Annotated in this window: 17 protein-coding genes and 3 pseudogenes; 1 reads left to right on the plus strand and 19 read right to left on the minus strand. The window is 70.7% G+C overall.

Going from position 1 to position 24,975, the window contains the following annotated elements; translation table 11 throughout:
- Nucleotides 1-650: 650 nt before the first annotated feature.
- The 7 genes and pseudogenes from ACIBK0_RS27060 to ACIBK0_RS27090 form a co-directional block, all read right to left on the minus strand.
- Nucleotides 651-768 (minus strand): annotated as a pseudogene (locus tag ACIBK0_RS27060) (S-(hydroxymethyl)mycothiol dehydrogenase); the annotation flags it as partial.
- Between the two features lie 129 nt (nucleotides 769-897).
- Nucleotides 898-2,622, minus strand: a complete 1,725-nt coding sequence (locus tag ACIBK0_RS27065) for an acyl-CoA dehydrogenase family protein (RefSeq protein ID WP_399085152.1) — start codon at nucleotides 2,620-2,622, stop codon at nucleotides 898-900.
- A 92-nt stretch (nucleotides 2,623-2,714) separates the two neighbouring features.
- Nucleotides 2,715-3,287, minus strand: coding sequence for a PadR family transcriptional regulator (locus ACIBK0_RS27070; protein WP_399085154.1), 573 nt, complete (start codon nucleotides 3,285-3,287; stop codon nucleotides 2,715-2,717).
- A 110-nt stretch (nucleotides 3,288-3,397) separates the two neighbouring features.
- A complete protein-coding gene (locus tag ACIBK0_RS27075; protein ID WP_399085157.1) occupies nucleotides 3,398-5,047 on the minus strand; it encodes a hypothetical protein in 1,650 nt (549 codons plus the stop codon).
- Nucleotides 5,048-5,102: 55 nt separating this feature from the next.
- Nucleotides 5,103-6,671, minus strand: a complete 1,569-nt coding sequence (locus tag ACIBK0_RS27080) for a serine/threonine-protein kinase (protein ID WP_399085160.1) — start codon at nucleotides 6,669-6,671, stop codon at nucleotides 5,103-5,105.
- Nucleotides 6,668-8,434: an FHA domain-containing protein gene (locus tag ACIBK0_RS27085; RefSeq protein WP_399085163.1), complete on the minus strand. Its 1,767-nt coding sequence runs from the start codon at nucleotides 8,432-8,434 to the stop codon at nucleotides 6,668-6,670. Before ACIBK0_RS27085 ends, ACIBK0_RS27080 begins: the two co-directional genes overlap by 4 nt.
- Before the next feature lie 8 nt (nucleotides 8,435-8,442).
- Nucleotides 8,443-9,984, minus strand: a complete 1,542-nt coding sequence (locus tag ACIBK0_RS27090) for a hypothetical protein (RefSeq protein WP_399085166.1) — start codon at nucleotides 9,982-9,984, stop codon at nucleotides 8,443-8,445.
- A 343-nt stretch (nucleotides 9,985-10,327) separates the two neighbouring features.
- Between ACIBK0_RS27090 and ACIBK0_RS27095 the strand changes: the two genes are divergently transcribed.
- Nucleotides 10,328-10,558 carry a hypothetical protein gene (locus ACIBK0_RS27095; protein WP_399085169.1) on the plus strand — a complete coding sequence of 77 codons (231 nt, stop codon included), beginning with the start codon at nucleotides 10,328-10,330 and terminating at the stop codon, nucleotides 10,556-10,558.
- 808 nt (nucleotides 10,559-11,366) lie between these two features.
- Here ACIBK0_RS27095 and ACIBK0_RS27100 read toward each other — a convergent pair.
- From ACIBK0_RS27100 to ACIBK0_RS27155, 12 genes and pseudogenes are all read right to left on the minus strand, one after another.
- Nucleotides 11,367-11,769 (minus strand): annotated as a pseudogene (locus ACIBK0_RS27100) (ISAzo13 family transposase); the annotation flags it as partial.
- 144 nt (nucleotides 11,770-11,913) lie between these two features.
- A complete protein-coding gene (mshA, locus tag ACIBK0_RS27105; protein WP_399085742.1) occupies nucleotides 11,914-13,275 on the minus strand; it encodes a D-inositol-3-phosphate glycosyltransferase in 1,362 nt (453 codons plus the stop codon).
- A 126-nt stretch (nucleotides 13,276-13,401) separates the two neighbouring features.
- Entirely contained in the window at nucleotides 13,402-14,784 is a 1,383-nt protein-coding gene (locus ACIBK0_RS27110) for an L-serine ammonia-lyase (RefSeq protein ID WP_399085172.1), read from the minus strand.
- Between the two features lie 68 nt (nucleotides 14,785-14,852).
- A complete protein-coding gene (gene glyA, locus ACIBK0_RS27115) occupies nucleotides 14,853-16,115 on the minus strand; it encodes a serine hydroxymethyltransferase (protein ID WP_399085176.1) in 1,263 nt (420 codons plus the stop codon).
- Nucleotides 16,112-16,549, minus strand: coding sequence for a glycine cleavage system protein GcvH (gcvH, locus tag ACIBK0_RS27120; protein WP_399085179.1), 438 nt, complete (start codon nucleotides 16,547-16,549; stop codon nucleotides 16,112-16,114). Before gcvH ends, glyA begins: the two co-directional genes overlap by 4 nt.
- A complete protein-coding gene (locus ACIBK0_RS27125) occupies nucleotides 16,546-17,727 on the minus strand; it encodes an NAD(P)/FAD-dependent oxidoreductase (RefSeq protein ID WP_399085182.1) in 1,182 nt (393 codons plus the stop codon). The genes gcvH and ACIBK0_RS27125 overlap by 4 nt, the downstream gene beginning before the upstream one ends.
- Before the next feature lie 172 nt (nucleotides 17,728-17,899).
- Nucleotides 17,900-18,184, minus strand: a pseudogene (locus tag ACIBK0_RS27130) (ATP-binding protein); the annotation flags it as partial.
- Nucleotides 18,185-18,294: 110 nt separating this feature from the next.
- Nucleotides 18,295-19,428 carry an aromatic ring-hydroxylating dioxygenase subunit alpha gene (locus tag ACIBK0_RS27135; protein ID WP_399085185.1) on the minus strand — a complete coding sequence of 378 codons (1,134 nt, stop codon included), beginning with the start codon at nucleotides 19,426-19,428 and terminating at the stop codon, nucleotides 18,295-18,297.
- A gap of 20 nt (nucleotides 19,429-19,448) precedes the next feature.
- Complete coding sequence (solA, locus tag ACIBK0_RS27140) at nucleotides 19,449-20,597, minus strand: N-methyl-L-tryptophan oxidase (RefSeq protein WP_399085188.1); 1,149 nt, start codon at nucleotides 20,595-20,597, stop codon at nucleotides 19,449-19,451.
- A gap of 60 nt (nucleotides 20,598-20,657) precedes the next feature.
- Complete coding sequence (locus ACIBK0_RS27145) at nucleotides 20,658-23,132, minus strand: FAD-dependent oxidoreductase (RefSeq protein ID WP_399085191.1); 2,475 nt, start codon at nucleotides 23,130-23,132, stop codon at nucleotides 20,658-20,660.
- A 76-nt stretch (nucleotides 23,133-23,208) separates the two neighbouring features.
- On the minus strand, nucleotides 23,209-23,415 hold the full coding sequence (locus ACIBK0_RS27150) for a hypothetical protein (RefSeq protein ID WP_399085194.1): 207 nt from the start codon (nucleotides 23,413-23,415) through the stop codon (nucleotides 23,209-23,211).
- Nucleotides 23,412-24,497, minus strand: coding sequence for an S-(hydroxymethyl)mycothiol dehydrogenase (locus ACIBK0_RS27155; RefSeq protein WP_399085197.1), 1,086 nt, complete (start codon nucleotides 24,495-24,497; stop codon nucleotides 23,412-23,414). The genes ACIBK0_RS27150 and ACIBK0_RS27155 overlap by 4 nt, the downstream gene beginning before the upstream one ends.
- Nucleotides 24,498-24,975: the final 478 nt, after the last annotated feature.

Raw genomic sequence — 24,975 nt, forward strand, 5'->3', positions numbered from 1 at the left:
AGATCCGGACCATACATGGACCAGCTCCCGCCAGCTCTCTGCAAACCCCGCATTCGCGCAGGTCAGCGCCATACGTGCGATGTACCACCAGCAGACCAAGAACCTGCTCGTGTCGTACTCGCCGAAGAAGTTGGGCTTCTTCCAGAAGCACGAGAAAGGGCGCCTGACCAGGGCAGATGCCCAGCAGGCGCCCTTCTCCCACAACATCTGGGGGACGAGACGAGATTCGCCCTTACTCCCGATTTATCCCACCCGTATCCCACCTCTGACCAGCTGTTCCGGGGCGTTCTTTGCGCGCGCATTCGGCCGGGTCGACTCCGGAGGCGAGCCAGAAGGAGATGCCCGCGTGGCGGGGAATCGTAGGGGCGCTGTGCCAGTTCAAGGGCAAGCTCGTCGAGGATGAGCGATGCCTCAAGTGCCGACGCCACGTGATGCCGTACGCAGCAGCATCGATGTAGTTGCCGGCAGCGTTACGAAACATGCGCCCATACGGTGCGACGCCGAAGTGCTCTCTGCGTTCGCGCAGCATGCGGACCAGGACAGGTGGGACAGGAACCGGCCGTGTGACCCTGGCCGCACGCCGCTTCAGGGAGTGGACCTCATGGACGGCACCGTCATCGGGCCATTCCTTGCCGGCCGTGACGACGCCGCCCGCAGGCCTGGACGAGGACCATCGCTTCTCCGGGCCGGGTCGGGCACGACGATCGTCTCCACCCGCGCCGGCTCGCCCTTGCCCGGTGCGATCACGTCGCGAACTTCCTGCGCCATGGGGCTCGAGCGGCTGTCGCACACCCGGCGACACCCGGCGCGGCGCGGGCGGCGCACGGGGCTGAACCCTTGCCGACCGGTGGCCGGGCCCACGCGGCCCGGCCACCGGTGTTGATGCGTAGGGCGCGCCTACGGGGCCATCTCGTACGCGCCGGACAGCGCCTCGACCCGCTGCCAGACCCGCTCCGTGCGTGCCTCGTCGACGACCGGCCTCCGGATCGAACCCAGCGCCCACTCCTGCTGCTGTTCGGTCGCCGTGTCCTTGCCGTGCAGTTCGACGGCGTGCGCGGAGAAGTCCCGCACGAGGACGGCGAAGAGTTCGTCGAGCACGTCCTCGTCGAGGCCGGTCAGGGCGGCCTGCTCCAGGACGAGCTGTCCGTGCACGACGAGGGCGAAGAGCTGACCGACCGCGAGGACGAGGTCGAGGTCACGGCTCTGCTCCGCGTCGGGAGCGGCCATGGAGACGAACTCGCAGAGTGCGTCGGCCTGTTCGCGGAGGCGGGTCACGTTGGGCAGGTGCGCGTACGCGTCGAAGGCGGGCCGCCAGTCGTGGAAGCGCACCGAGCCGAGGCCGCGAGCCGGCCCCTGCCGGAAGAGGAAGTCGTCGTCGGCCGCGTCGAGGCGGGTCGGCACGCCGGGATACTCGGCCGGGTCGAGGAGATGGCTGCGCATGAACTTCAGGATCAGCGCCAGGTTGACGTGGACCGTGCCTTCGAGCTTCGGCAGGCCGCGGATCTCCACGGCCGCCTGGCTGAAGTAGTTGTCCTTCTCGAAGCCCTTGGCCGCGATGACGTCCCACATCAGGTCGATGACCTTCTCCCCCTCCGTGGTCACCTTCATCTTCGTCATCGGGTTGAAGAGCAGGTAACGGCGGTCCTCCGGGCCGGCGGAGCGGAAGTAGTCGACAGCACGGTCGCTGAAGAACTTCATGCCGACGAGCCTGACGTACGCGTCGGTCAACTCGCGCCGCACGTGCGGGAAGCCGGTGACGGGACGGCCGTAGAGGATGCGGTTGTGGGCGTGGGTGACGGCCTCGTACATCGCGTGCTCACAGATGCCGATGGAGGCGGTGCACAGGTTGAACTTGCCGACGTTGACGGTGTTGAGGGCGGCGTCGAAAGCGGCGCGGCCGGTGTGCAGGACGTCCTCGGCCGCTACGGGGTAGTCCTCCAGCCGGAACTCGCTGACGAACTTCGAGGAGTCGACGACGTTCTTGACCAGGTGATAGGCCGGGTGACGGCTGTCGGCGGCGAAGAACACGTAGCCGTCGGGGCCCTCTACGTCGGTACGGCGGCCGAAGACGGAGACGAGTCCGGCGGCGTTGCCGTTGCCGATGTAGTACTTGGAGCCGGTGGCACGGAAGCCGCCGTTGCCGTCGGGCTCGAGCAGCATGTCGGTGGAGTAGATGTCGGCACCGTGGACCTTCTCGGACAGTCCGAATGCGAAAACCTCTCCCTGGGTGAGGAGTTCAGCGGCGCGGGCGCGGGCGGCGGCGTTGTCGCTCTGCCAGACCGGGCCGAGGCCGAGGATCGTGACCTGCCAGGCGTACCAGTAGTCGAGGCCGTAAAAGCCCAGGATCTCATTGAGCGCGGCGATCCGGCCGGTGTCCCATCGCTTGTCCGGTTCCCCCTCCCCCGCGGCGGACGACGGCGTCAGGAAGGTGGAGAACAGGTTCTCTTTCGCTGCGAAGGCGAGGAAGTCGCCGAGCCAGGCGCGGGTCCGGTAGTCCTCGATCAGCCGCCCCTTCCCACGTTCCTCGAACCAGTCGACGGTGGCACGCAGCAAGCGGCGCGTCTCGGGGTCGAAGTGCGCGGGGTCGTAGGTGCGCGGGTTGAACAGCAGCTGGTTGGCCATGGGATGACGCCTTTCGGCTGGTGGACGGGCGGGAAAGAGGCGGTCGGACGGCTGGACAGGCCGGATCGGGGGATCGGGAGGATCGGCGGCGATCAGCAGCCCGGACCGAACCTGGCCAGCGTGGCGAGCACGTCGTCCAGCCAGTCGATCATCATCCGCTCGTACGCGATGCCGCCGCGCAGGACGACGTGCTGGAGCTCCTGTTCCGCGTCGAGCGGCGCCTCGGGGCCGGCCGCGCCGTCGTCGGGCACCGTGAAGTCGCGCGCCTCTCCTGCGAGATAGTGCGCCAGCCGGTCCCGGTGCGCCTGGCGGTGCCGCCCCACCTCGAGGATCAGGGCGGCCGGGTTGTCGAAGGCGGCGCCGCGGATCTTCACGGCCAAGTCGTGGCGGACGCTCTCCGGTTCGATCGGATCGTGCAACCAAGAGGACAGCGCGGCCCGGCCGAGGTCGGCGACGGAGTACTCCTTCTTGTCCGGCCGGCCCTGCTGCGGGACGTCCCGGACGTCGACCCAACCGTCGTTCTCCATGCGCTTGAGCACGCGATAGATCTGTTGGTGGGTCGCGGTCCAGAAGTAGCCGATGGACCGCTCGAAGCGCCGGGCCAGCTCGTAGCCGGATCCTGGCTTCTCCAGAAGCGACACCAGGATCGCGTGTTCGAGTGCCATGTCTCCGATCCTGCTATGCAACTCGTTGCATAGCAAGCCTCGCCCGCTCCGATGCGACGCGGCTCACCCCGACACCATTCCCAAGGACAGACGCCTCATGGACACACGCCTCAAGAACAGACGTAGGCGAAGCTCGCCTTCGCCTCCATCGGGGACGGCTGGTGCGCGATCCTCAGGCGGGCGGTCCCCCGGAAGCGGCCCGGACCGCGGACCGTCCAGCGCAGGTGCACCCTGACCCGGCGCTCACCGCGGTGGGCGGTGCGGACCAGTTCGCCTGAGTCCTGACCGTCCGCGCGCAGCCACTGGTAGGTGACGGGGCCGCCTTGCCCGTCGGTGGTGACGACACCGATCAGGTCGGCCGTCTGACCACAGTGCAACGGCCCAGCGGGGGCTTCAACCCGGACGGAGACGACCTCGGGAGCGGGGGCCGGGCGCAGCAGCAGCCAGAGCAGGACGGCGGCGATCGTGACGACGGCTGTGGTGACGATCCAGCCCCGTCGTCCGCGTCGCGAGCGGGGGGAGGCGGGAATCGCTGCCTCGGTCCGCCATCGGTCACGCAGGACGTCCTGCTCCTCCACCGGGACCCCGGGCCCGAACCGGAGCAGGATCCCGCCGGAGTCCTCCCCGGCCGTCACCGGAGGCGAGGTGACACGGTTGCGCTTGCCGAGGACGGTCGCCTGAGTGTCCAGGGCGGTGGGACGGCGAGCGCGGCCGACCGTGGTGAGCTGGTCGGCGGCGGCTGAAGGGTGAGGTCCGGGGGCGGCCAGGGGGGCTCGCGGGTCCGGGCCTGCGGCGGTGTGGGCGTGGGCCGCCATGGCGGGTTGATCGGCGGTGGCTGAAGGGCGGGACGAGCGGTCGGGTGCGGCAGCAGCGTTTTCGGGGGCGGTGCGGCGTGGGGCGGGGTCGGTTGTGGTCGGCGTCGGGTGAGGGTCCGTCGGTGGAGCCGGGCGGCCGGGGGCCACTGCGACGGACGGTGCCGGTGCCTTCGGCGGCGCGAACTCCGGGGTCGACGCGGCCGTCGCCGCGCGGAGCGCCGTGCGGCGCAGGAAGTCCGCCGGGAGCGCGCCGCGTCCGGCAACCAGGGCGGCCCTGGCCGCCGCCAGTCCCTCCGACTCGGCGGTGGCGGAGCAGCGGGCGAACAGGTCCGCCGCGGGGGTTCCGGGCTGCGTCCAGGCGGCGCCGAGGGTGCGGGCCAGGGCCGCCCAGGCAGCGGTGGCGACTGCCTGGCGGTCGGCATGCGGCGTGTCGCCCGACAGCGGTACGGCGGCCGCATCGCCCAGCACTGTGGCCAGCTCCGCCTCGGCCAGCAGGGCGACCCCATCCGGGTCGATCACGACGGTGTCGGGGCCGAGCGAGGCGTGGGTCAGGCCTGCCGTACGCAGGGCGAGGAGGGTCTGCGCGGTCTCGTTGAGGATGCTGGCCGCGCCGCCCGCGTCCGGGCGAGGACCGTTGGCCGACGACAGGACGTCGGCCAGGGTGGGGGCCGGTGGCCGGGCCGTGAGCAGCCACACCTCACCGGACTCGGCCACGAGGTCGACCGTACCGAGCAGTCCGGGCAGCCTGAGCTTCGCCGTGGCGAGCACCACGGCCGCCAGGCGCTCGCGCGTGCCCTCGGGCGCCAGCAGGGCGCGCTCGATGCGCAGCGCGCCGAGGGTGCCCTCGCCGGACCGGGCGGGGAGCAGGGCGTACCAGGTGCCGTGGCGCGTGTGCCGTGACCAGCCGGACAGGGGCCGGCCGGCCACCGTGGTGGCTGTCGTCATGTCGATCCGTTCTCGTCGCGGCGGGGAGTGGCTCTCGGGTCCCTCGGGAGCGGGGTCAGCACGGCGGTGCGTCCAGGGATGCCGTCTGGGGACCGTTCGCTGCCGACGGGTCGCTGCTGAGCGTGACGTCCCAGGTCCCCCGGCACGGGTGGTTGGAGAAATCGGCCTCGAAGGTCAGGTCGTACCGCGTACTCCCGGACAGGAGCTGGGACTGGGAGCCGTACGGGTCGGCGGGTGTGTCGACGTAGTAGTTCGCGGTAACGGTCAGCGGACCGGTGCCCGTCGTCCCGACCGTCACCGCCGCGATGAGCGTGCCCGGTTTCTGTCCACGCTGCCAGGAGCCGATGGTGACAGTGACAGTGCCGGGGGTGGCCGCGCTCGGGGACGCGGCGGCCGGCGGCTCGGCAGTTGGGGTCGTCGCCGTGGACGGGGGCGGCGAGGAAGAGGGGCCGTCCGAGGGCGTGATGGAGGGCGGAGCGTCGGCCGTGGTCGGCGGGGCGGCGGTCGGCGAGGTGGATGCGGAAGGTGAAGTGCCGTGCTCCGTAGGCGAGTTGACCGGCGAAGGGGTTGAACTCGCCACCGTCGTCGATGTCTCGTGCGGGCGGCCCGTCGCGTACGTCGCTCCGCCCGCGACGACCACCAGCGCGGCCACCCCACCGGTCGCCACTTTCCATCCCCCGCGTTTCAGCCGGCCCAGCAGGGTCAGCGCACTGGCCGAGCCCTCAAGGGTCGCGGTCGTGGTGAACGGGAACAGCAGGGCGAGCAGCGCGGCGATTTCGGCCAGCCGGCGGCGGCCGCGCTCCTCCCAGCCGGCGCCGTAGCCCTCCATGGCGGACCGTTCCAGGTCGGCGAGGAACGTCTCGACGTCCGGCCGGTCCGCCGGGTTCTTCGCCAGGCCCGCGCGCAGCAGCGCACGCACCGGCGCGGGTACGTCGTCCAGCGGGGCCGGTGCGCGCAGGTGCTGCAGACGCAGCGCGGTCACGTCGTCGCCGGGGAACGGCCGCCGGCCGGTCAGGCACTCGAAGAACACCACGGACGCCGCGTAGACGTCGGCCGCCGGGCCGGCGGGCTCACCGTTCCACTGCTCCGGCGCCATATAAGCGGGCGTGCCCGCGACCTCGGTCTCCCGACCGCTGCGCACCGCGATGCCGAAGTCGGCGAGCGCGCTGGTGCCATCGGCGCGGACCAGGACGTTCTCCGGTTTGTAGTCGCGGTGCACCACCCCGGCCGTGTGGGCCGCGTCCAGCCCCAGCAGGGAGCCCTTGAGCAGGACGAGCGCGGCCTCGGGGCCGGTCGCCCCGTGCCGGCGCAGCAGTTGGCGCAGGCTGACGCCGTCCACCGCCTCCATCACGATCGCCGCACCGGCGCGTGCCTCGACATACTCGTACAGCCGCACCACGCACGGGTGCCGGAGCTCGCCGAGCAGCCGGGCCTCGGCGCGGAAGCGGGCCAGGAACTCCCGGTCCGCGCACAGGCGTTCACTCAGGTACTTGACGGCGACGGGCACGCCGGTCGCGGTGTGCCGGGCGAGGACGACCCGGCCGCCGGCTCCCTCTCCCAGCGTCCGGACGGCCGCGTAGCCGGGTACGGCCCAGCCACCCTCGGTGTGCGTGTCCTGGGTCATACCGTCCCCTCCACTGGCGCGGGGAGCCCGGCGCCCTGCGGTACGTCCTTCGCGTCCCGCCGGCGCCGTACCCGGCGCAGCAGCCAACGCACGGGCGCGGACCACACCGGGAAGGCGACCAGGGCGACCACGGCCGCCTCGATCACCGTGGTCCACGGCTCGGCCAGCCGGCCCTCGAGCAGGTCGCCGATGCGGGAGCGCCAGGCCAGCAGGGCGAGGCCGAGGAAACCGTAGGTGCCCACGACGACCGCGAGGCCGTAGGCGGCCAGGCCGGCCTGACGGGGACCGGGCCGGTTGCCCGCGCGCAGGTCCCGCCACAGGCCTGTGCGGAAGTAGGCGCTCGCCTCCTCGCGCAGCCGGGGCACTCGCAGGGCGTCGGTCAACGCCTGGTAACCGTCCAGCGGCATCAGCGGGTTGAAGTTGTAGAGGGTGTTCAGGTACAGGCCGAAGGCCAGGTGGTAGAGGACGGCCGAGGCGGGTCCCGCGGGCAGCAGGGCCGCGCCCGTGGCACACCAGCCGGCCAGCGCCGCCGTGGACAGGGGCCCGGACAGGGCCACCACGACCCGTGACCAGCGGGAGCCGAACCACATGTCGCTGGTGTCCACGAACGCGAACGGCATGCCCATCATCAGCAGGAATCCGCCACGCCTGACCTTGCGGCCGTACGACTTCACGGCCAGCGCGTGCGTGAGCTCGTGGACGAGCAGCGCGGTCACATATCCGGCGGCCAGCAGGACCGGGCCCCACACGCCCGCCCCGCCGAAGTCCAGCAGATGGTGCCGGCCCTGCGCGGCGAAGAACGCGACGAGGCCGCCGGCCACCGACAGCCAGGCGAGCAGCACCCCGGTCCGGGTGAACAGCCGCCAGCCGCAAGCCTGGTAGAGCCGGGTCACCAGCCGGTCGAGGCCGGGGACGGACACCTCCAGCTTCAGCAGCGCCCGGTACACGGCACGCGCCACCCGCCGCCAGCCCTTCGGCCGCTCCTCCTCCGGCCGCCCGGGCAGGCCACGCAGCAGCCCGGCGTCCGCGAACGCGGCCAGCGCGGACTCGATGCGGGGCAGGGCGAGTTCGCCGTAGCGGTCGGCGTAGGCGAACAGCAGGTCCCGTACGGTGTTCTCGCCGTCGACGGCGTGCCACAGGAAGACCTGGCGCTCGTCCAGTTCCAGATAGCGGCCGGTTCGGGTGCTGCTGAGCACCCAGCGGGGTGCGCCGCGTTCGGTGGGGATCTGTTTGAGGGCCCAGCCGGAACGGCGGCGGGGGCGCGCGGTGAGCGGGCCGTTCGCCTCTGGGGCCTCCTCCTGCCCGGCCTGTCCGGCGGTGGGCAGATGGGTCAACTGGGTGCCGACGACCATCGTGCGCGAGCCGATCCGGGTGTCACGGGGCTGCTCGAACATCAGGCGTACGTCCCCGACGGACAACTCGGTGCCGTCGGCGAGGCCGGCCGCGCCGCCGTGCAGGTCGACGCCGCCGACAGCGGTGCCGTTGAAGGAGTCCAGGTCCTCGATCCGGAAGCCCTCAGCGGTGCGGACGATGCGGGCGTGGCGGCGCGAGACGCTGGTGTCGGACAGGACTACGTCGTTGTCCTCGCCCCGGCCCAGCGTGGTGACGGGGCCGGTCAGCGGGACGAGCAGTGTGGGGTCGTCGAGGCCGCGCAGTTGGGGCGCGGCGTACGACGTCGGCGCGGCACCCCGACGCGGGGTGCCGCAGTGCAGGCAGTACGGGAAGTCGCGTCGCACATGGACGCGGCAGACATGGCAGAGCATGCGGTGGCTCAGCCCGCGCCGGAACCGCTGGCGAACGTTCCTCCGTCGAAGCCTGCGTCGCCTTCCGCGGCGGGGCCGGAGTCCGGCAGGTGCGTGGCGGCGTTTCCGAGGCCGGAGGCGGTCAGGCCACCCTGGACAATGATGTGATCACCGCTGCCACCCTCGCCCGAGGCGGGCAGGCCGCCCTGGACGATGATGCGGTTACCACCGCCGGGCTCACCGAGACCGCCGGGACGCCGACCGCTGTTCTCCTGGCTGCCTCCGCCGTTTCCGTCACCCCCACTGTCACCGCCACCATGGCCACCACCGCCGCTGGGACGGTTGGTGTTCTCCGGGTCGCCGCCGCCCTCACCACCGCCGCCGCCACCCTCACCACCACCATGACCACCACCGCCGCTGGGGCGATTGGTGTTCTCCGGGTCACCGCCGCCCTCACCACCGCCGCCGCCACCCTCACCACCACCATGACCACCGCCACCACTGGGACGGTTGCTGTTCTCGGGGTCGCCGCCGCCTTCACCGCCGCCGCCTTCACCGCCACCCTCACCACCACCGTGGCCACCACCGCCACTGGGACGGTTGGTGTTCTCCGGGTCGCCGCCACCCTCACCACCGCCGCCTTCGCCGCCACCGCCGCCTTCGCCGCCGTCACGGTCGTAGATACCGCCGTGGCCGAAGTGACCGGCGTCCCCGCCGCCCTCCCCGCCTGCACCGCCGAAGCCGCCATGGCCCCCGAGGTCGCCGAACCCACCGGAGCCGACGCCGTCACCGAAACCACCGTCACCGAAGCCGCCGGTGCCGAGACCGCCATCGCCGAACCCGCCGCCGGTACCGCCGAACCCGCCATCGGAACCGCCACCGAACCCGCCGAAGTCCCCTTCGGCGCCACCGAACCCGCCGTCGCTCCCGGCGCCGAAGTCGCCGAAGCCCCCCTCGCCGCCACCGCCGACATGCTCCCCGAACCCGCCGAGGTCCGAACCCGGGCCCTCGCTTCCATACTCGCCGAACCCTCCGAAGTCACCGAAGTTGCCGACCTGGTCCTGCTCGCCGGCCACTTCGGCCGGGGACCGGTCCAGCAGGGGGCCGCCGAGCAGGCTGTGGGTATCGGTGGCGGCCGTGTCCAGGCTGCCGGCACCCTCCTGGCCCTCGGCGGGACCCGACAGGTCGTAGCCCTGGTCGGCGGAGGCCGGGGCGCCGGCATCGTGGTCGCCGGAGACCTGCTCCGCCGGGACGGCGTGGGTCGTGGAGGCCTCGTGCGTCACCGCGGCCTGGTGGTCGGCCGGGACGGCGTGGTCAGCCGTGATGTCGTGATGCGCCAGCGCGTGCGCCGCGCTTCCGAAGAACAGGGACGACTTGGACAGCCGTGGGTCGAGAGCGGCCGGTCCCCCCTCGGTGCCGGACTCGACGCGGAGGGAGCGGAGTTCGGCGACCTGGGCGGGCGACAGGCCGAGTCTTCGCGCCACCTCGCCGGTGTGGCCGTCGAGTTCAGCACGGAAGGCCGGGTCGACGGCCAGGCGGGTCAGGGCAGCACGATATGCGTCGTCGTTCATGGTTCGGTCTCCGTCGGTCTGCGGGCAGTGATGCCGATCGCGGCGGAGCCGAGGATCCCCCCTGGTCGGCGGCTACTGCCATTTCCGGCCATCCCCGCCGATACCTGCAGGAGACGTTATAGGGCCTTGGCATGGACGGCGCAAGTGCAGCGAGCAGCGCGGTTGACGGGTGCCGGGCATCCCAGCCGCGCCGCGCACCCACCGATCAGATATGGCCACCGACCCACCGACCTGCCGACGAAATAACGACCAGCCGGAGCCGGCCCCTGTCAGCCCTCCCGGTCTCCCCGGCGGAAGCGATCGACCCACTCCGCGGGGCCCGCAGGCCACCGAAGGTGCAGAAGTGCGCCTTCACCTCGTCGTGCCGCGTGGGGTCGCACCCCGGGCGAGCGCACCGTCTCGGCGTCTCGCGCTGACTTGCGTCGCCGCGGTCCTGGCCGAACTCCACGACACTGGCCAGGACTTCGATCGCCGCTGCCTCTCCGAAAGCTCCATGGCCGAGTTCCTCGATCTCAAGGCGACCGGGGACGAGCGCCGGCTTCCCGCACCGGAGCCAAATCACCTCGACCAGTGACTACACCACTCGGCACGCCATCCGAGAATCGCCACCAGGCGCCGCGAAGGCCGTTATTGACGGCAGTGGCCGGATGAGTGGGGGCCGGAATGCTCTGGTGGTCATCGTGGATCGCAACATCGGCGAGGTGAACTTGTTGATCTCGTTCGCGGCCGACGGCGGGACGGCCGAGGACCGCAACTATGGTCGGTTGTGTGAGACGGAGCGTTGATCGTGTGGCGGTCGCCCTCCGGGACGGCCGAGATCAATGCATCGCCCGGCCCCAACAGCAGGCACTCAGCGTGCCGAGGCAGCCGTGATTCCGTTTGTCACCGCAGTTCAGCTACAGAGGCAGCCGCATCAGCGCAGGTCAGCTCTCCTAAGTAGACAACTTCACGACGAAGGCCACCGGCTCACCTTCGTGACGGCGGAGAACCCGGTCGCACCTAGGCTGGGATTCGGTCGCGGCACCGCCGGGTGGGGGCGCGTCGTCGCGACACATGATGCCCGCCGATCCACGCTCTTTGCACTGCCTGAGGATGCCGCATCAACTCCGCCCCCTGTCATCACCGCAGTTCCGGCGTCCGTAGGAATGGCCGCACGCCGGCCCTGGCCGACCCGTGACCAAGATCCGGACCATAAGCGGGCCAGTGTCTCTGCACCCGGACTTTCCAGCCCCTGTTCGTACCGGTCAGGGTCACGCGGTCAGATGTACCACCAGCAGACGAAGAACCTCCTGGTGTCGTACTCGCCGAAGGAGCTGGGTTTCTTCCAGGGGCTCGCAGATCATTGACGCGTCTTCTTGATCTTGTTGTGGGGTCCTCCGGTTTGCGAGGACCCGAGCCTGGAGGGCCGCGAGGGCGACGGGTGGTGTCGTCGTGGGTGGGATGTCGATGCCGTGTGCCTCGAGCAGTCTCCTGATCTTCCGGAGGGTGCGATGCATCTCCGTCCGGCTGCTGCCGAACAATACGGCGAGAGGTTCCGCGGCCAGGGCGACCCGCAGACGGAGCACGGTGGCCTGGCCCTGTTCGGGGAAGGCGAGCCGGGACAGCGCGCCGGGCATCGCCGTCGTGGGCCGAAGTCCCTGTGAGGGCGTCCAGTTGCCGGCTGGACATCCCGGTCAGGGTGGGATCTGACAGCGGTGCCTGGTCACACTGCGGGGCCTGTGCCCGCGGAGCCCGGGCCGCCGGGACGGCAGGACGGGGCCGCGACTGCAGGGCATAGTTCCATGCGGGTGACCCGGACCGGGGGTGTGTCGGCGATCGGCCACCGCGCCTTGGTCCGCACGGCCTCCGGGCTGGCCGTGCGTCGACGGCCACGTGCGCACCTGCCTGTTCGCCCGGGAGGAGTGCGAGGGCCCTGCACGAGCGTGGGGTTCACCGAATCTCGTGCAGGGCCGCCGTGTACACGTCCGCAGTCGCCGCCGCGGCCGTGGCCCAGCCGAAGGACCGGGCATGCCGCACCGCGGCCTCGCTCATCCGGGCGGAGCGGGCCGGGTCCTCGGCAAAGCCGTACAGCGCCCGCGCGTAGTCCGCTGGATCGTGCCCGGGTACGAGAACGCCGCTCACCCCGTCTCGTACAGCCACCGGCAGGCCACCGACCTCTGCGGCGATCACCGGGGTGCCGCAGGCCTGTGCCTCGACGGCCACGAGACCGAACGACTCGCTGTGGGACGGCATGACCAGGACAGACGCCGCCCTGTACCAGTCGGCGAGTTGGTCCTGGCCGACCGGCGGACGGAACAGCACGACGTCCGAGATGCCGAGGCAGGCCGCCAGTTTCTGCAGTCCTTCCGGCCTCACCAGGCCGCTGCCACTGGGCCCGCCCACGACGGGCACCACAATCCGCTCACGCAGCCGCGGCCGCTCCTCCAGCAGCCGGGCCACCGCGCGCAGCAGGACGTCCGGCGCCTTCAGCGGCTGTACGCGGCCCACGAACAGGGGGATCAGCGCGTCCTGCGGTAGGCCGAGGCGGGATCGGGCCGCGGTCCGGCCGACCTCGACGCCGGAGGCGTCGGGTCGGAAGCGGTCCAGGTTGACCCCGGGGTGGACGACGGCGACCCGGCCGGTGTCGGCGTCGTAGTGGCGAAGGAGTGCCTCCGCTTCTTTCTCGGTGTTCGCTATCAACCGGTCGGCGGCCCGTACGACTTGGGTCTCGCCGAACACACGGGCTGCGGGCTCGGGGGTGTCGCCCTTGGCGAGGGAGGCGTTCTTGACCTTGGCCATGGTGTGCATCGCGTGGACGAGCGGAATGCCCCAGCGCTCGGCGACGAGGCGACCAACGTGGCCGGAGAGCCAGTAGTGGGAGTGGAGGAGGTCGTAGTGGGCGGGGTGCTGGCCGGCCCAGGCCTGCGTCACGCCGTGCGCGAAGGCGCACAGCTGTGCGGGCAGGTCCTCCTTGGCCAGACCTTCGTGGGGACCGGCGGCCACGTGCCGTACCAGGACGCCGGGCGCGAGTTCGACGCTGGGCGGGAGCGCGGCGGAGGTGGCCCGGGTGAAGATCTCCACCTCGATGTCGATGGCGGCGAGGCGCTTGGCGAGCTCGACGATGTAGACGTTCATGCCGCCCGCGTCGCCGGTGCCGGGCTGGTGCAGCGGTGAGGTGTGCACGCTGAGCATCGCGACGCGGCGGGGGCGGCCGTGGGCGTCGGGTGGCCGCAACCGGGGCGGGCCGACGAGCGTGCTGCCGTGCGTACGGCTGTCCTGGAGCCCTTCGAGGCGGGTCATGTACTGGCTCACCTCGGGCATGCGTGCGTGCAGCACAGGTTGCACCGGTCGGTGAGCGAGACCCGCAGGTCGGTGGTGACGCGACCGAAAGTGTCGATGAGCATGACGGCGATCCCTTTTCCCGCTCCGTCCGCCTCCTCAGCACTCGATGACGTTGACGGCGAGGCCGCCGCGGGCGGTCTCCTTGTACTTCACCTTCATGTCGGCGCCGGTCTCCTTCATGGTCTTGATGACCTTGTCGAGGGAGACGTGGTGGCGGCCGTCTCCGCGCAGGGCCATCCGCGCGGCGGTGACGGCCTTGACCGCGGCCATGCCGTTGCGTTCGATGCACGGGATCTGGACGAGGCCGCCGACCGGGTCGCAGGTGAGGCCGAGGTTGTGTTCCATGCCGATCTCGGCGGCGTTCTCGACCTGTTCGGAACTGCCGCCGAGGACCTCGGCGAGCCCTCCGGCGGCCATGGAGCACGCGGAGCCGACCTCGCCCTGGCAGCCGACCTCGGCGCCGGAGATGGACGCGTTCTCCTTGAAGAGCATGCCGATGGCACCCGCCGCGAGCAGGAAGCGGATGATGCCGTCGTCGTCGGCGCCCGGCACGAAGTCGAGGTAGTAGTGCAGTACAGCGGGGATGATGCCCGCCGCGCCGTTCGTCGGAGCGGTGACGACCCGGCCACCCGCGGCGTTCTCCTCGTTCACGGCCATCGCGTAGAGGGTCACCCATTCCATGGCGCGGGCCGCCGGGTTGCCCTCGCTGCGCAGCGCCCGGGCCGCCGCGGCAGCCCGGCGACGGACCTTCAGGCCGCCGGGGAGGATGCCCTCGCGGCCCAAGCCTCGGGAGACACAGGCCTTCATGACCCGCCAGATCTCCAGCAGGCCCGCGCGGATCTCCTCCTCCGTGCGCCAGGCCTTCTCGTTCTCCAGCATCAACGCGGAGATCGACAGGCCGGTCTCCTTCGTCAGGCGCAGCAACTCGTCGCCGGTGCGGAACGGGTGGGCGAGCACGGTGTCATCGGGCTTGATCCGGTCCGCGCCGACCGCGTCCTCGTCGACCACGAAGCCGCCGCCCACGGAGTAGTACGTCTTCTCCAGCAGCGGCACACCGTCCGCGTCGTACGCGAAGAGGATCATGCCATTGGCGTGGTACGGCAGCGACCGCCTGCGGTGCAGGACCAGTTGGGTCGAGGCGTCGAAGTCGATCTCGTGGGCCGGGCCGATCTCGGCGCCGAGGAGGCGGATGCGTCCGTTGGTGCGGATCCGCTCGACGTCCAGGTCGGCCTGGGCGACATCGACCGTGTGCGGCTCGTTGCCCTCCAGGCCGAGCAGCACCGCTTTGGGGGTTCCGTGGCCATGACCGGTGGCGCCGAGGGAGCCGAACAACTCCGCTCGGACAGCGGCGGTCTGGGCCAGCACGCCGTCCTGCTTCAGCCGGGCGACGAACATCACGGCGGCGCGCATCGGGCCGACGGTGTGCGAGCTGGACGGGCCGATGCCGATGGAGAACAGGTCGAAGACACTGATTGCCACGCCATACTCCGTGGGGTTGGAGAGGCGTGCCGAGTGATCACGGGCACGCCCCTGCGGGAGGTTGTCGGTTACAGGCCGGGGTACAGCGGGTGCTTGTCGGCCAGGGCCTTGACCCGGGCCTTGAGCGCCTCGGCGTCGTACGACGGCTTGAGCGCCTCGGCGATGACGTCCGCGACCTCCGCGAAGTCCTCGGCCGTGAAGCCGCGGGTGGCCAGGGCCGGGGTGCCGATGCGCAGGCCGGACGTCACCATCGGCGGGCGCGGGTCGTTGGGGACGGCGTTGCGGTTGACGGTGATGCCGACCTCGTGGAGGCGGTCCTCGGCCTGCTGGCCGTCCAGCTCCGAATCACGCAGGTCGACCAGGATCAGGTGCACGTCGGTGCCGCCGGACAGCACCTTCACCCCGGCATCACAGGCATCCGGGGCCGTCAGACGCTCGGCGAGGATCTTCGCGCCCTCCACCGTACGGCGCTGGCGCTCCTTGAACTCCTCGCTCGCGGCGACCTTGAAGGAGACCGCCTTGGCCGCGATCACATGCTCCAGGGGGCCGCCTTGGAATCCAGGGAACACGGACGAGTTCAGCTTCTTCGCGAAGTCCTTGCTGCGGGCGAGGATGATGCCGCCGCGCGGCCCGCCCAGCGTCTTGTGCGTCGTGGACGTCACCACATCGGCGTACGGCACCGGGTTTGCGTGCAGCCCCGCCGCGACGAGACCCGCGAAGTGCGCCATGTCCACCCACAGGTACGCTCCGACCTCGTCCGCGATCCGGCGGAACTCCGCGAAGTCCAGCTGCCGCGGGTACGCCGACCAGCCCGCGATGATCACCTTCGGACGATGCTCCTTGGCCAGCCGCTCCAGCTCGGCCATGTCGACCAGGCCGGACTCGGAATCCACGTGGTACGGGACCACCTTGAACTGCTTGCCCGAGAAATTGATCTTCATGCCGTGGGTGAGGTGGCCCCCGTGGGCCAGGTCCAGGCCGAGGATGGTGTCGCCCGGCTGGGCCAGCGCGAAGAGGGCGGCCTGGTTGGCGGAGGCGCCGGAGTGGGGCTGGACGTTGGCGTACTCGGCGCCGAACAGCTCCTTGAGGCGGTCGATGGCGATCTGCTCGGCGACATCGACGTGCTCACAGCCGCCGTAGTAACGGCGGCCCGGGTAGCCCTCGGCGTACTTGTTCGTCAGGACCGAACCCTGCGCCTCCATCACCGCGACCGGCGCGAAGTTCTCGGAGGCGATCATCTCCAGGGTGGACTGCTGACGCTCCAGCTCGGCGTCGACCGCGGCGGCGACGGCCGGGTCTAGCTCGTGCAGGGGCTGGTTGAACAGGGTCATCGGCGGTCTCCTTGGGTGTGGGCGCAGTGGACGGCGTAGGCGTCGGCGGACAGCGCGCCGGCGATGTTCTCGACCCGCAGCCGGAACAGCCAGCCGCCTGTGTAGGGGGCGGCGTTGACGGTGCCGGGGTCGTCGGCCAGCGCGGTGTTGACTTCCAGGACCCGGCCCGAGGCGGGGGCGTACAAGCCGCTGACGGCTGTCAGTGACTCGATTTCGCCACAGCTCTCCCCCGCCTCGACCCAGGTACCGACTTCGGGCAGTCGGAGGTTGACGACGTCACCGAGGGCCTGCGCCGCGAATGCGGTGATGCCCACCGTGGCGTTGCTCTCGTCCACGGCCAGCCACTCGTGGTCCCAGGTGTAACGCAGGTGCCGCGGAATGCTCGTGGCGGTCTCCCCTGCGGATTCCACGGAGAGTTGAGGCGCGGAGCTCATGACAGGACGGCCGCGGCGGCGGGCACGAGAGTGCGGCGGAGCCGATTGAAGAACTTCGGCTGGTTGAGGGAGAGCACGGCGACGGGGGTGCCCTCGCGCCGGTAGACGGCCGTGAAGGTGCGGCTGTCGACATCGCCCTCGACGACCTCGGGCACGGCGCCCGGAGCGACATACCCGGCGACCTGGATGCGTACCTGGTACTGGTCGGACCAGAAGTACGGCGCGGTGAGCGGGGCGGCGGCCGACACACCGGTCAGCAGCGTGCGGGCGGCGGTCTTCGCCTGCTCGGTGGCGTTGCTCCAGTGCTCGATGCGAGCGTGCCGTCCGGTGAACGGGTTGGGGCAGCGGGCGACGTCACCGACGGCGACCACGCCCGGGACACCGGTCGCGCAGCCGGCGTCGCACACCACGCCGTCGTCCAGTTGCACACCGGAACCGGCGAGCCAGTCGGTGTTGGGCCGGACGCCCACCCCGACCACCACGATGTCGGCGGGCAGCAGGCGCCCGTCCACCAGCCCTACGCCCGTGACCCGGCCCTCGCCGACGAGTTCCGCCACGCCGGTTCCGCACAGCAGCTGAACACCGTGATCGCTGTGGAGCGAGGAGCACACGAGCCCCATCTCGCGCCCGAGTTGGCGCTCCAGGGGTACCTCGAGCGCCTCGACGACGGTGACGTGGAGCCCGAGCCGGTGCGCGGTGGACGCCACCTCGGCGCCGATGAACCCGGCGCCGATGACGACGACGCTGGGCAGGCCGTCCAACAGCTCGGCTCGGAGGGCCACAGCGTCGTCCAGGGTGCGGAGAGTGTGGACTCCGGCCAGCCCGTCCGTACCCGGGAGCGTCCGGGGACTGGCGCCGGTCGCGACGACGACCCCGTCGGTGCGCACATGCCGTCCGTCGGTCAGGGTGACGGCCCGGGCGACCGGGTCAAGGCGCACCGCGCGCTCGCCGAGCAGCCACTGCACGTCCAGGCCCTCGTATTCGTCCGCGTCGCCGAGCGCGAGCGCGTCGGCGTCGAGGTCGCCTTTGAGGAAGTCCTTGGACAACGGCGGGCGGTCGTAGGGACTGTGACGCTCCTCCCCCACGACGACGATCTCGCCGTCGTAGCCCTCTGCGCGCAGCGCGCGGACCGTGCTCAGGCCTGCCAGCGACGCTCCGACGACGGTGATGCTCCTCATGCCGGCTCCAGACGAGGGTTGTCTCACATAACACAACGACATTCGCTATACGCAACATGCTTTCCGCGCAGCGCGGGGTTGTCAAGGGAGGAGTCGCATATCAATTTCTGATGACGCTCGACGTTGCGCCTTTCGCAACCAAAGCCTGCAGGCGGAGCTGGGTTACGGTCGGCTCGTCCCACGGATCCAGCAGGATGTCGCCCATGGCTTCGTCGAGTCCGGCTTCGGCGGCGTCCGGGGACTGTTCGCTCCAGATGACCTTGCCGCGATCGGCGTACCGGGTGACCCAACGCCGGGCGAACTGAGCGATGAGGAACAGCCCTCGGCCACCTTCGTCGGTGGTGGCCGCGCGGCGCAGGTACAGGAACGTGCTGCTGCCGTCGGAGACTTCGCAGATCAGGCTGTCACGGTCGTAAAGGAGACGGAGGCGGATGGGATCGCCGCCGTAGCGGAGCGCCCCTTTCCTGCGGCGTCCTTCCGCGCCTCAGGAGCAGACAGCCCCATAGCCCGTCCACCTGCCGGAGGGGCCGCAACAGCAGGTGGGCGGGCGGTACTGGGGGTGGGGGGTCAGTGTGTGGGCCGAACCTCGAGCTTGTTCTGCAGCCAGGTGTGGAATTCGCCGATGTGGTGCTCGCTGGGCACCAGGACGCCGCCCTTGGCGTACGCCCGCGAGCTCATCGCCGGCTGGGTGCGCTCACAAGCGTCGAAGTCCTGCTGGTTGACCCGGTGGAAGAGTTCCACCGAACGGTCCACGTCCTTGCCGCTCTCCACGACGTGCGGCAGGTACAGCCAGTCGCACTCGACGACCGTGCGGTCGGGTGCCATCGGGTACATCCGGTGGAAGATCACGTGGTCGGGCACGAGGTTGATGAAGACCTGCGGCCGGACGGTGATTGCGTAGTACCGGCGGTCCTGGTCGTCGGCGACGCCGGGGATGCGGTCGAGGCCCTCGGAGCCGTCGACGGTGAAGCCCTGCACCTCCTCGCCGAACTCGGCGCCGTGCCCGACGTAGTACTGGGCCGCGTAACCGTCCGCGAACTCCGGCAGCACTTCGGTGAGTTCGGGGTGGATCGTGGCGCAGTGGTAGCACTCCATGAAGTTCTCGATGATGAGCTTCCAGTTGGCCTTCACGTCGTAGGTGATACGGCGGCCCACCTTCAGGTCGTCGATTCCGTAGCGCTCGATCGACTCCAGGTCGCCGAGCCGCTCGACGACCGCGCCCTGCACGTCCGCCTCGAAGGAGGGCGGGTTGTCGGCGAGGCACACCCACACGTACCCGAGCCACTCCCGCACATGGACGTTGATCAGGCCGTATTCGGTCCGGTCGATGTCCGGCATCGACGTCAGGTTCGGCGCGGCGACCAGCTTGCCGTCCAGGCCGTAGGTCCAGGCGTGGTACGGGCACTGGAAGGCCCGCTTGACCTCGCCGGACTCCTCGGTGCACAGCTTGGCCCCGCGGTGCCGGCAGATGTTCAGGAACGCCTTGATCGAGCCGTCCCGCGAGCGGGATATGAGCACGCTCTCGCGTCCGACCTGGTAGGTGCGGAAGGCACCGGGCTTGGCCAGTTCGGCGGCGCGGGCCACACAGAACCACATGGCCTCGAAAACCCGCTCCTGCTCCTGGGCGAAGACCTCGGGGTCCGTGTAGTACTCGCCGGACAGCGTGGGGATCAGGCTGGGCGGCAGTTTCGTAAGGGTCATCTCGTCACCTTCGGAAAGTGTCAGACACGCACGCGGCGGGGGTCGAACAGGGCGATGGGGTGGTCGGTGGTGCCTTCGGTGGCCAGGTCGGCGAGGATCTCGCCGATGACGGGAACGAACTTGAACCCGTGGCCGGAGAATCCACAGGCCACCGTCACCTGCGGATGCTCGGGGTGCCGGGCGAGGACGAAGTGCTCGTCCGGGGTGTTGGCGTACATGCAGGCCGCGGCCTTGAGGAAACGGCCGGGCAGGGTGGGGATGCGCGGGCGCAGGTACTCGGCCATGGCCGCGATCTCGTCCGGGTGGATCCGGCGGTCGAGGGTGTCGGGATCGCTGGGGACGCCCTTGCGGAAGAAGGCGACCTTGGCGCCGCCGTCGGGGCCGTCGAGCGAGGGGAAGCCGTAGATCTGGGTGCCGTCCGGGTCCTCCCAGATGTAGACGGGGTGCCGGTCGGGGGTGAACGGTCCGGTGCCGCCCTCGGGCTGGAACCAGTACATGACCTGACGCTCCACCATGACGCTCACGCCTAGGTCGGTCAGGAGCTTGGGCGCCCAGGCCCCGGGGGCGATGACCAGCCGGTCGGCGGTGTAGGCGCCGCGGTCGGTGACCACCCATGCCTTGCCGCCCGCCCCGTCGGCCTCCCAGCCGAGGACCATCTCCGCGAAGTGCAGATCGGCGCCGTGGGCCCGGGCCAGGTCCAGGTGGGCCGTGACGGTCGCCTCGGGCCGGGCGATGCCGGCCTTGCGCTCGTAGAAGGCGACGTCCTCGGCCGCCGGGTTGAAGGTGGGGAAGCGGCGCCGGATGTCGGCAGCACCCAGGACCTCGTGGTCCAGACCCCACTCGTGGGCGCTGCGCAGGGTGCCGGCAAAGGCCTCGCTGTCCTCACGGCCGATCATGAGACCGCCGGTCTCGGTGAAGACCTCGCGTCCGGAGTCAGCGGCGAGCTTCTCCCACAGTTCGTGGGCACGGAGGAGCAGCGGCACATAGGCCGGGTCCTCGAAGTAGGCCTGCCGGTAGATACGGGATCCGCCGTGGCTGGAGCCGAGGTTGTGGGCGGGGCCGAAGCGCTCCAGGCCGAGCACGCGCTGTCCGCGGGCGGCGAGGTGATAGGCGGCTGCGCTGCCCATCCCGCCCAGGCCGACGACGATCACGTCGTACGAAGTGGCCATGTGTCCATCTCCTGGGAATCTTGCCGATGAGGGTGTGGTACTGCCGGCGCTCGGGCCGGTTCAGCGACGGATACGGGACATCTCGGCGTCGAACAGGGGCTCGGCGGCGGTGACGGCCGCGACCTTGGCGCCGAAGTACTCGATCTCCACCGGGGTTCCGGGGGCGGCGTGTTCGGCGGGCAGCCAGGCGTAGGCGATCGGCGCGCCGATGGTGTAGCCGTAGGCGGCGCTGGTCACATAGCCGACCGGGCGGCCGTCGACATGGACGGGTTCGTGGCCCATCACCACGGAGTGCTGGTCATGGATGACCAGCGGGGTGAGCCGGCGGGTGACCGTCTCGTCGCTGATGCCCTCCAGCGCGGCCTTGCCGGTGAAGTGCTCCTTGTTACGGCGGACGGCGAAGCCGAGGCCGGCCTCGTAGGGGTTGTGCTCGGTTGTCATGTCATGGCCCCAGGAGCGGTACCCCTTCTCCAGGCGCAGGCTGTTGAAGGCGCTGCGGCCGGCGGCGATGATCCCCAGCTCCTGCCCGGCCTCCCACAGGGTGTCCCACAGCTTGGCACCGAGATCGGCTGTGGTGTAGAGCTCCCAGCCGAGCTCGCCGACGTAGCTCAGCCGCATCGCGGTGACCGGGACGTCGCCGAGGTACGCCTGCTTGGCCTTGAAGTAGCCGAAGCCCTCGTGCGAGAAGTCGGTGTCGGTGAGCGGCTGCACGAGGTCGCGGGCACGCGGGCCCCAGACGCCGAGGCAGCAAGTGCCGGCGGTCATGTCACGCACCTGCACGGAGCCTCCCCCAGCTACCGCTGGGAGGTGCCTCCAGCCGGGCAGGCGCCGGCGCAGCCAGTCCAGGTCGAGGTTGCCGTTGGCGCCGATCTGGAAGCGCTCGGTCTCCAGACGGGCGATGGTCAGGTCGCTGCGGACGCCGCCGACGGCGTCGAGCAGCAGGGCGTAGGTGACCGAACCGACCGGCTTGTCGAGCTGATTGGTGGTCAGCTCCTGCAGGAAGGCGAGTGCATCGGGGCCGGTGACCTCCAGTCGCTTCAGCGGGGTCATGTCGTACAGGGCGACGCGCTCACGCGTGACGAGGGCTTCGGCGCCGGCGATCGGCGACCAGTAGCGGGACGCCCAGGCGTTACGACCGGGGACGCGGGCCACCTCGGGCAGGTCGGCGTTTGCCTCGTACCAGTGCGGGCGTTCCCAGCCGCCGCCCTCCAGGAACACCGCGCCGAGGGTCTCCTGACGGGAGTGGAAGGGACTGACCCGCAGGGGGCGGGGGCGTTCCGCCGGTTGCAACGGGTGCAGGATGTCGTACACCTCGACGAAGTTCTGGCAGCTGCGCTCGTGCACGTACGAGGGCGCCAGCTGGACCTCCTCGAAGCGGTTGACGTCGCACTCGTGGACGTCGGTGCCAGGACGGCCGTCGACCAGCCACTCGGCCATGGCCCTGGCCACGCCGGCCGAGTGGGTGACCCACACGGCCTCCGCCAGCCAGAAACCCTGGACCTTCGGCGACTCGCCCATCAGCGGCATGCCGTCGGAGGTGAAGGAGAAGATGCCGTTGAAGCCCTCCTCGATCTTCGTGTCGGTCAGGGAGGGGAGCAGGGCGAGGGAGTCGGCCCAGGCGCCCTCGAAGTCGGCCTCAGTGAACTCCAGCGAGGACGGCATCACGGCGTCACGCGGGTGCGCGACCTCCTCCAGGGAGACGGGCATGGGCCGGTGGGCGTAGGAGCCGATGCCGATCCGGTCGACGAGTTCGCGGTAGTACAGGCCGGCGTCCTGGTTGCGCAGGATCGGCAGGGACGCCTCGGTGAGCTCGTCGTTGCTCCGCTTGACCTGCGGGAGTGCGGTGGTGCGGGCGTACTGGTGGGCCAGGGGCACCAGCGGCACCGGCTGCCCGACCATCCGGCCGATCTTTGGGCCCCAGAAGCCTGCGCAGGAGACCACGATGTCCGCCGGGAAGGTTCCCTGGTCGGTGACGACCGCGCTGACCGTGTCGCCGGTCGTCTCGATCCCGGTCACGGTGTGGTGGGCATGGAAGCGGGCGCCGCGGGCCGTGGCCAGGCGGGCCTGGGCCTCGCTCGCCCGCAGTGCCTTGGCCAGGCCGTCGCTGGGGATGTGGAAGCCGCCGAGGATCCGCTCCGGGTCCAGCAGGGGGTGCAGTCGGGCGGACTCCTCCGGGGTCAGCAGGCGGCTGTCCACTCCCCAGGAGGTCAGCCAGCCGTGCCGGCGCTGGACCTCCGCCAGCCGCTCGGGGCTGGTGGCCACCTCCAGGCCGCCGACCTGCTTGAAGCACCACTGCCCGTCCAGGGTCAGCGCGCTGTACTTCTCGACCGTGTACCGGGCGAACTCGGTCATCGTCTTGGAGCCGTTGGTCTGGAAGACCAGACCGGGGGCGTGCGAGGTGGAGCCGCCCGTGGCGAAGAGCGGGCCCTGCTCCAGAACGGTGACGTCCGTGCAGCCGCGTGCGGTCAGTTCGTCGCTGAGTGCGCACCCGACGATGCCGGCGCCGATGATGACCACCTTCGGCTGTGCCGCCATGGTCTTCCTCCAGATTCGTAGTGCTGTGACGGGCGTTCGTAGTGCTGACGGGCGTTCTTGGTGCGGTGACGCCGGGTCAGTGGCCGCGGGCGATCCAGTCGTCGACGTGGGGCGCCTCGGCCCCGACCGAGGTGGTGGCGCCGTGGCCGGTGTGGACGGTGGTGTCGGCGGGAAGCATGAGCAGCCGCTCGCGGAGGGAGGCGATGATCCTGTCGACCTCACAGCTGCCGCCGTCCAGTTCGAACGTGCCGGAGCTGAAGAGGCGCTCGATCCGCACGGTCACAGGACGACCACCGAGCGCAGCACCTCGCCGTGGTGCATCTTGGCGAACGCGTCCTCCACCTCGTCCAGGCTGATCGTCTCGGAGACGAAGTCGCCGAGGTCGAAGCGGCCCTGGCGGTAGAGGTCGATCAGGGCGGGGAAGTCCCGGGAGGGCAGGCAGTCGCCGTACCAGGAGGACTTCAGGGCGCCGCCGCGGCCGAACACGTCCAGCAACGGCAGGTCGAGGGTCAGCCCGGGGGTGGGGACGCCCACCAGGACGGCGGTGCCGGCCAGGTCACGGGCGTAGAAGGCCTGCTTGAAGGTCTCGGGGCGGCCCACCGCGTCCACGACGACGTCGGCGCCGAAGCCGCCGGTGAGCTCACGGATCGCCTCGACGGCGTCGGTCTTGGAGGAGTCGACGGTGTCGGTGGCGCCGAACCGCTCGGCCCACTTCAGCTTCCGCTCGTCGACGTCGACGGCGATGATGCGGCCGGCGCCGGCGACCTTGGCGCCCGCGATGGCAGCCATGCCCACGCCGCCGCAGCCGATCACCGCGATCGAGTCGCCGCGGGCGACGCCGCCCGTGTTGACCGCCGCGCCGAACCCGGCCATCACACCGCAACCGAGCAGGCCGGCCGCCGCGGGAGAGGCGGTCGAGTCCACCTTGGTGCACTGTCCGGCCGCGACCAGGGTCTTCTCGGCGAAGGCGCCGATGCCGAGGGCCGGGGAGAGCGGGGTGCCGTCGGCCAGGGTCATCGGCTGGGTAGCGGTGTGGGTGGCGAAGCAGTACCACGGCTTGCCCTTGCTACAGGCGCGGCACGTGCCGCACACCGCACGCCAGTTGAGGACGACGAAGTCGCCGGGCGCGACGTCGGTGACACCCTGACCGACCGCCTCGACCACGCCCGCGGCCTCGTGGCCGAGCAGGAACGGGAACTCGTCGGAGATCCCGCCCTCCCGGTAGTGCAGGTCGGTGTGGCAGACACCGCAGGCCTGCACCTGCACCAGTGCCTCACCGGGGCCGGGGTCCGGCACCAGGACGGTCTCCACCGAGACCGGGGCGCCTTTCTTGCGGGCGACGACGGCGCGTACCTCGTGTGTCACGGTCGATCTCCTCGTCGAGGGGACGGCCGAATGCGAACCTCGGCCTGACGTTCTAGGGCGGGAGGGCGTCGATCACTCCCCCGGAGCGATCGACGAGGGGAGGAAGAGGACTTCGCCGGGACGCGGTGAGGACCGAGACCGGGCCAGTCACCCTGTTGCATATCGCGCAACTTTCTTCGCTATAAGCAACGGCCGACCAAACTGTCTCCCTGCGGACACTCACTGTCAAGGGGTTGACCGAGCGAAGTTGTCATCCCGCGGGAAGTCCGCCACCGGACGCCCACACACATGCAGCCGGCCAGCCCCCATGAAGGGCCGGACGGCTGAATGTCGCCCGGTTGAGTCGCCTTGTACGGTCAGGACCGCCCGATGCCGCTCTCGCGCAAGCTGTCGCGGCTTTCCTCACCGGCCGACGCGGGCCGCGCGGAACCGGGGAGGGCGGTGTTGTCGGTGTTCGCCACCGAGACCTGGGATGAGG

The organism is Streptomyces sp. NPDC050564 (assembly GCF_044457265.1).
Classification (GTDB): domain Bacteria; phylum Actinomycetota; class Actinomycetes; order Streptomycetales; family Streptomycetaceae; genus Streptomyces.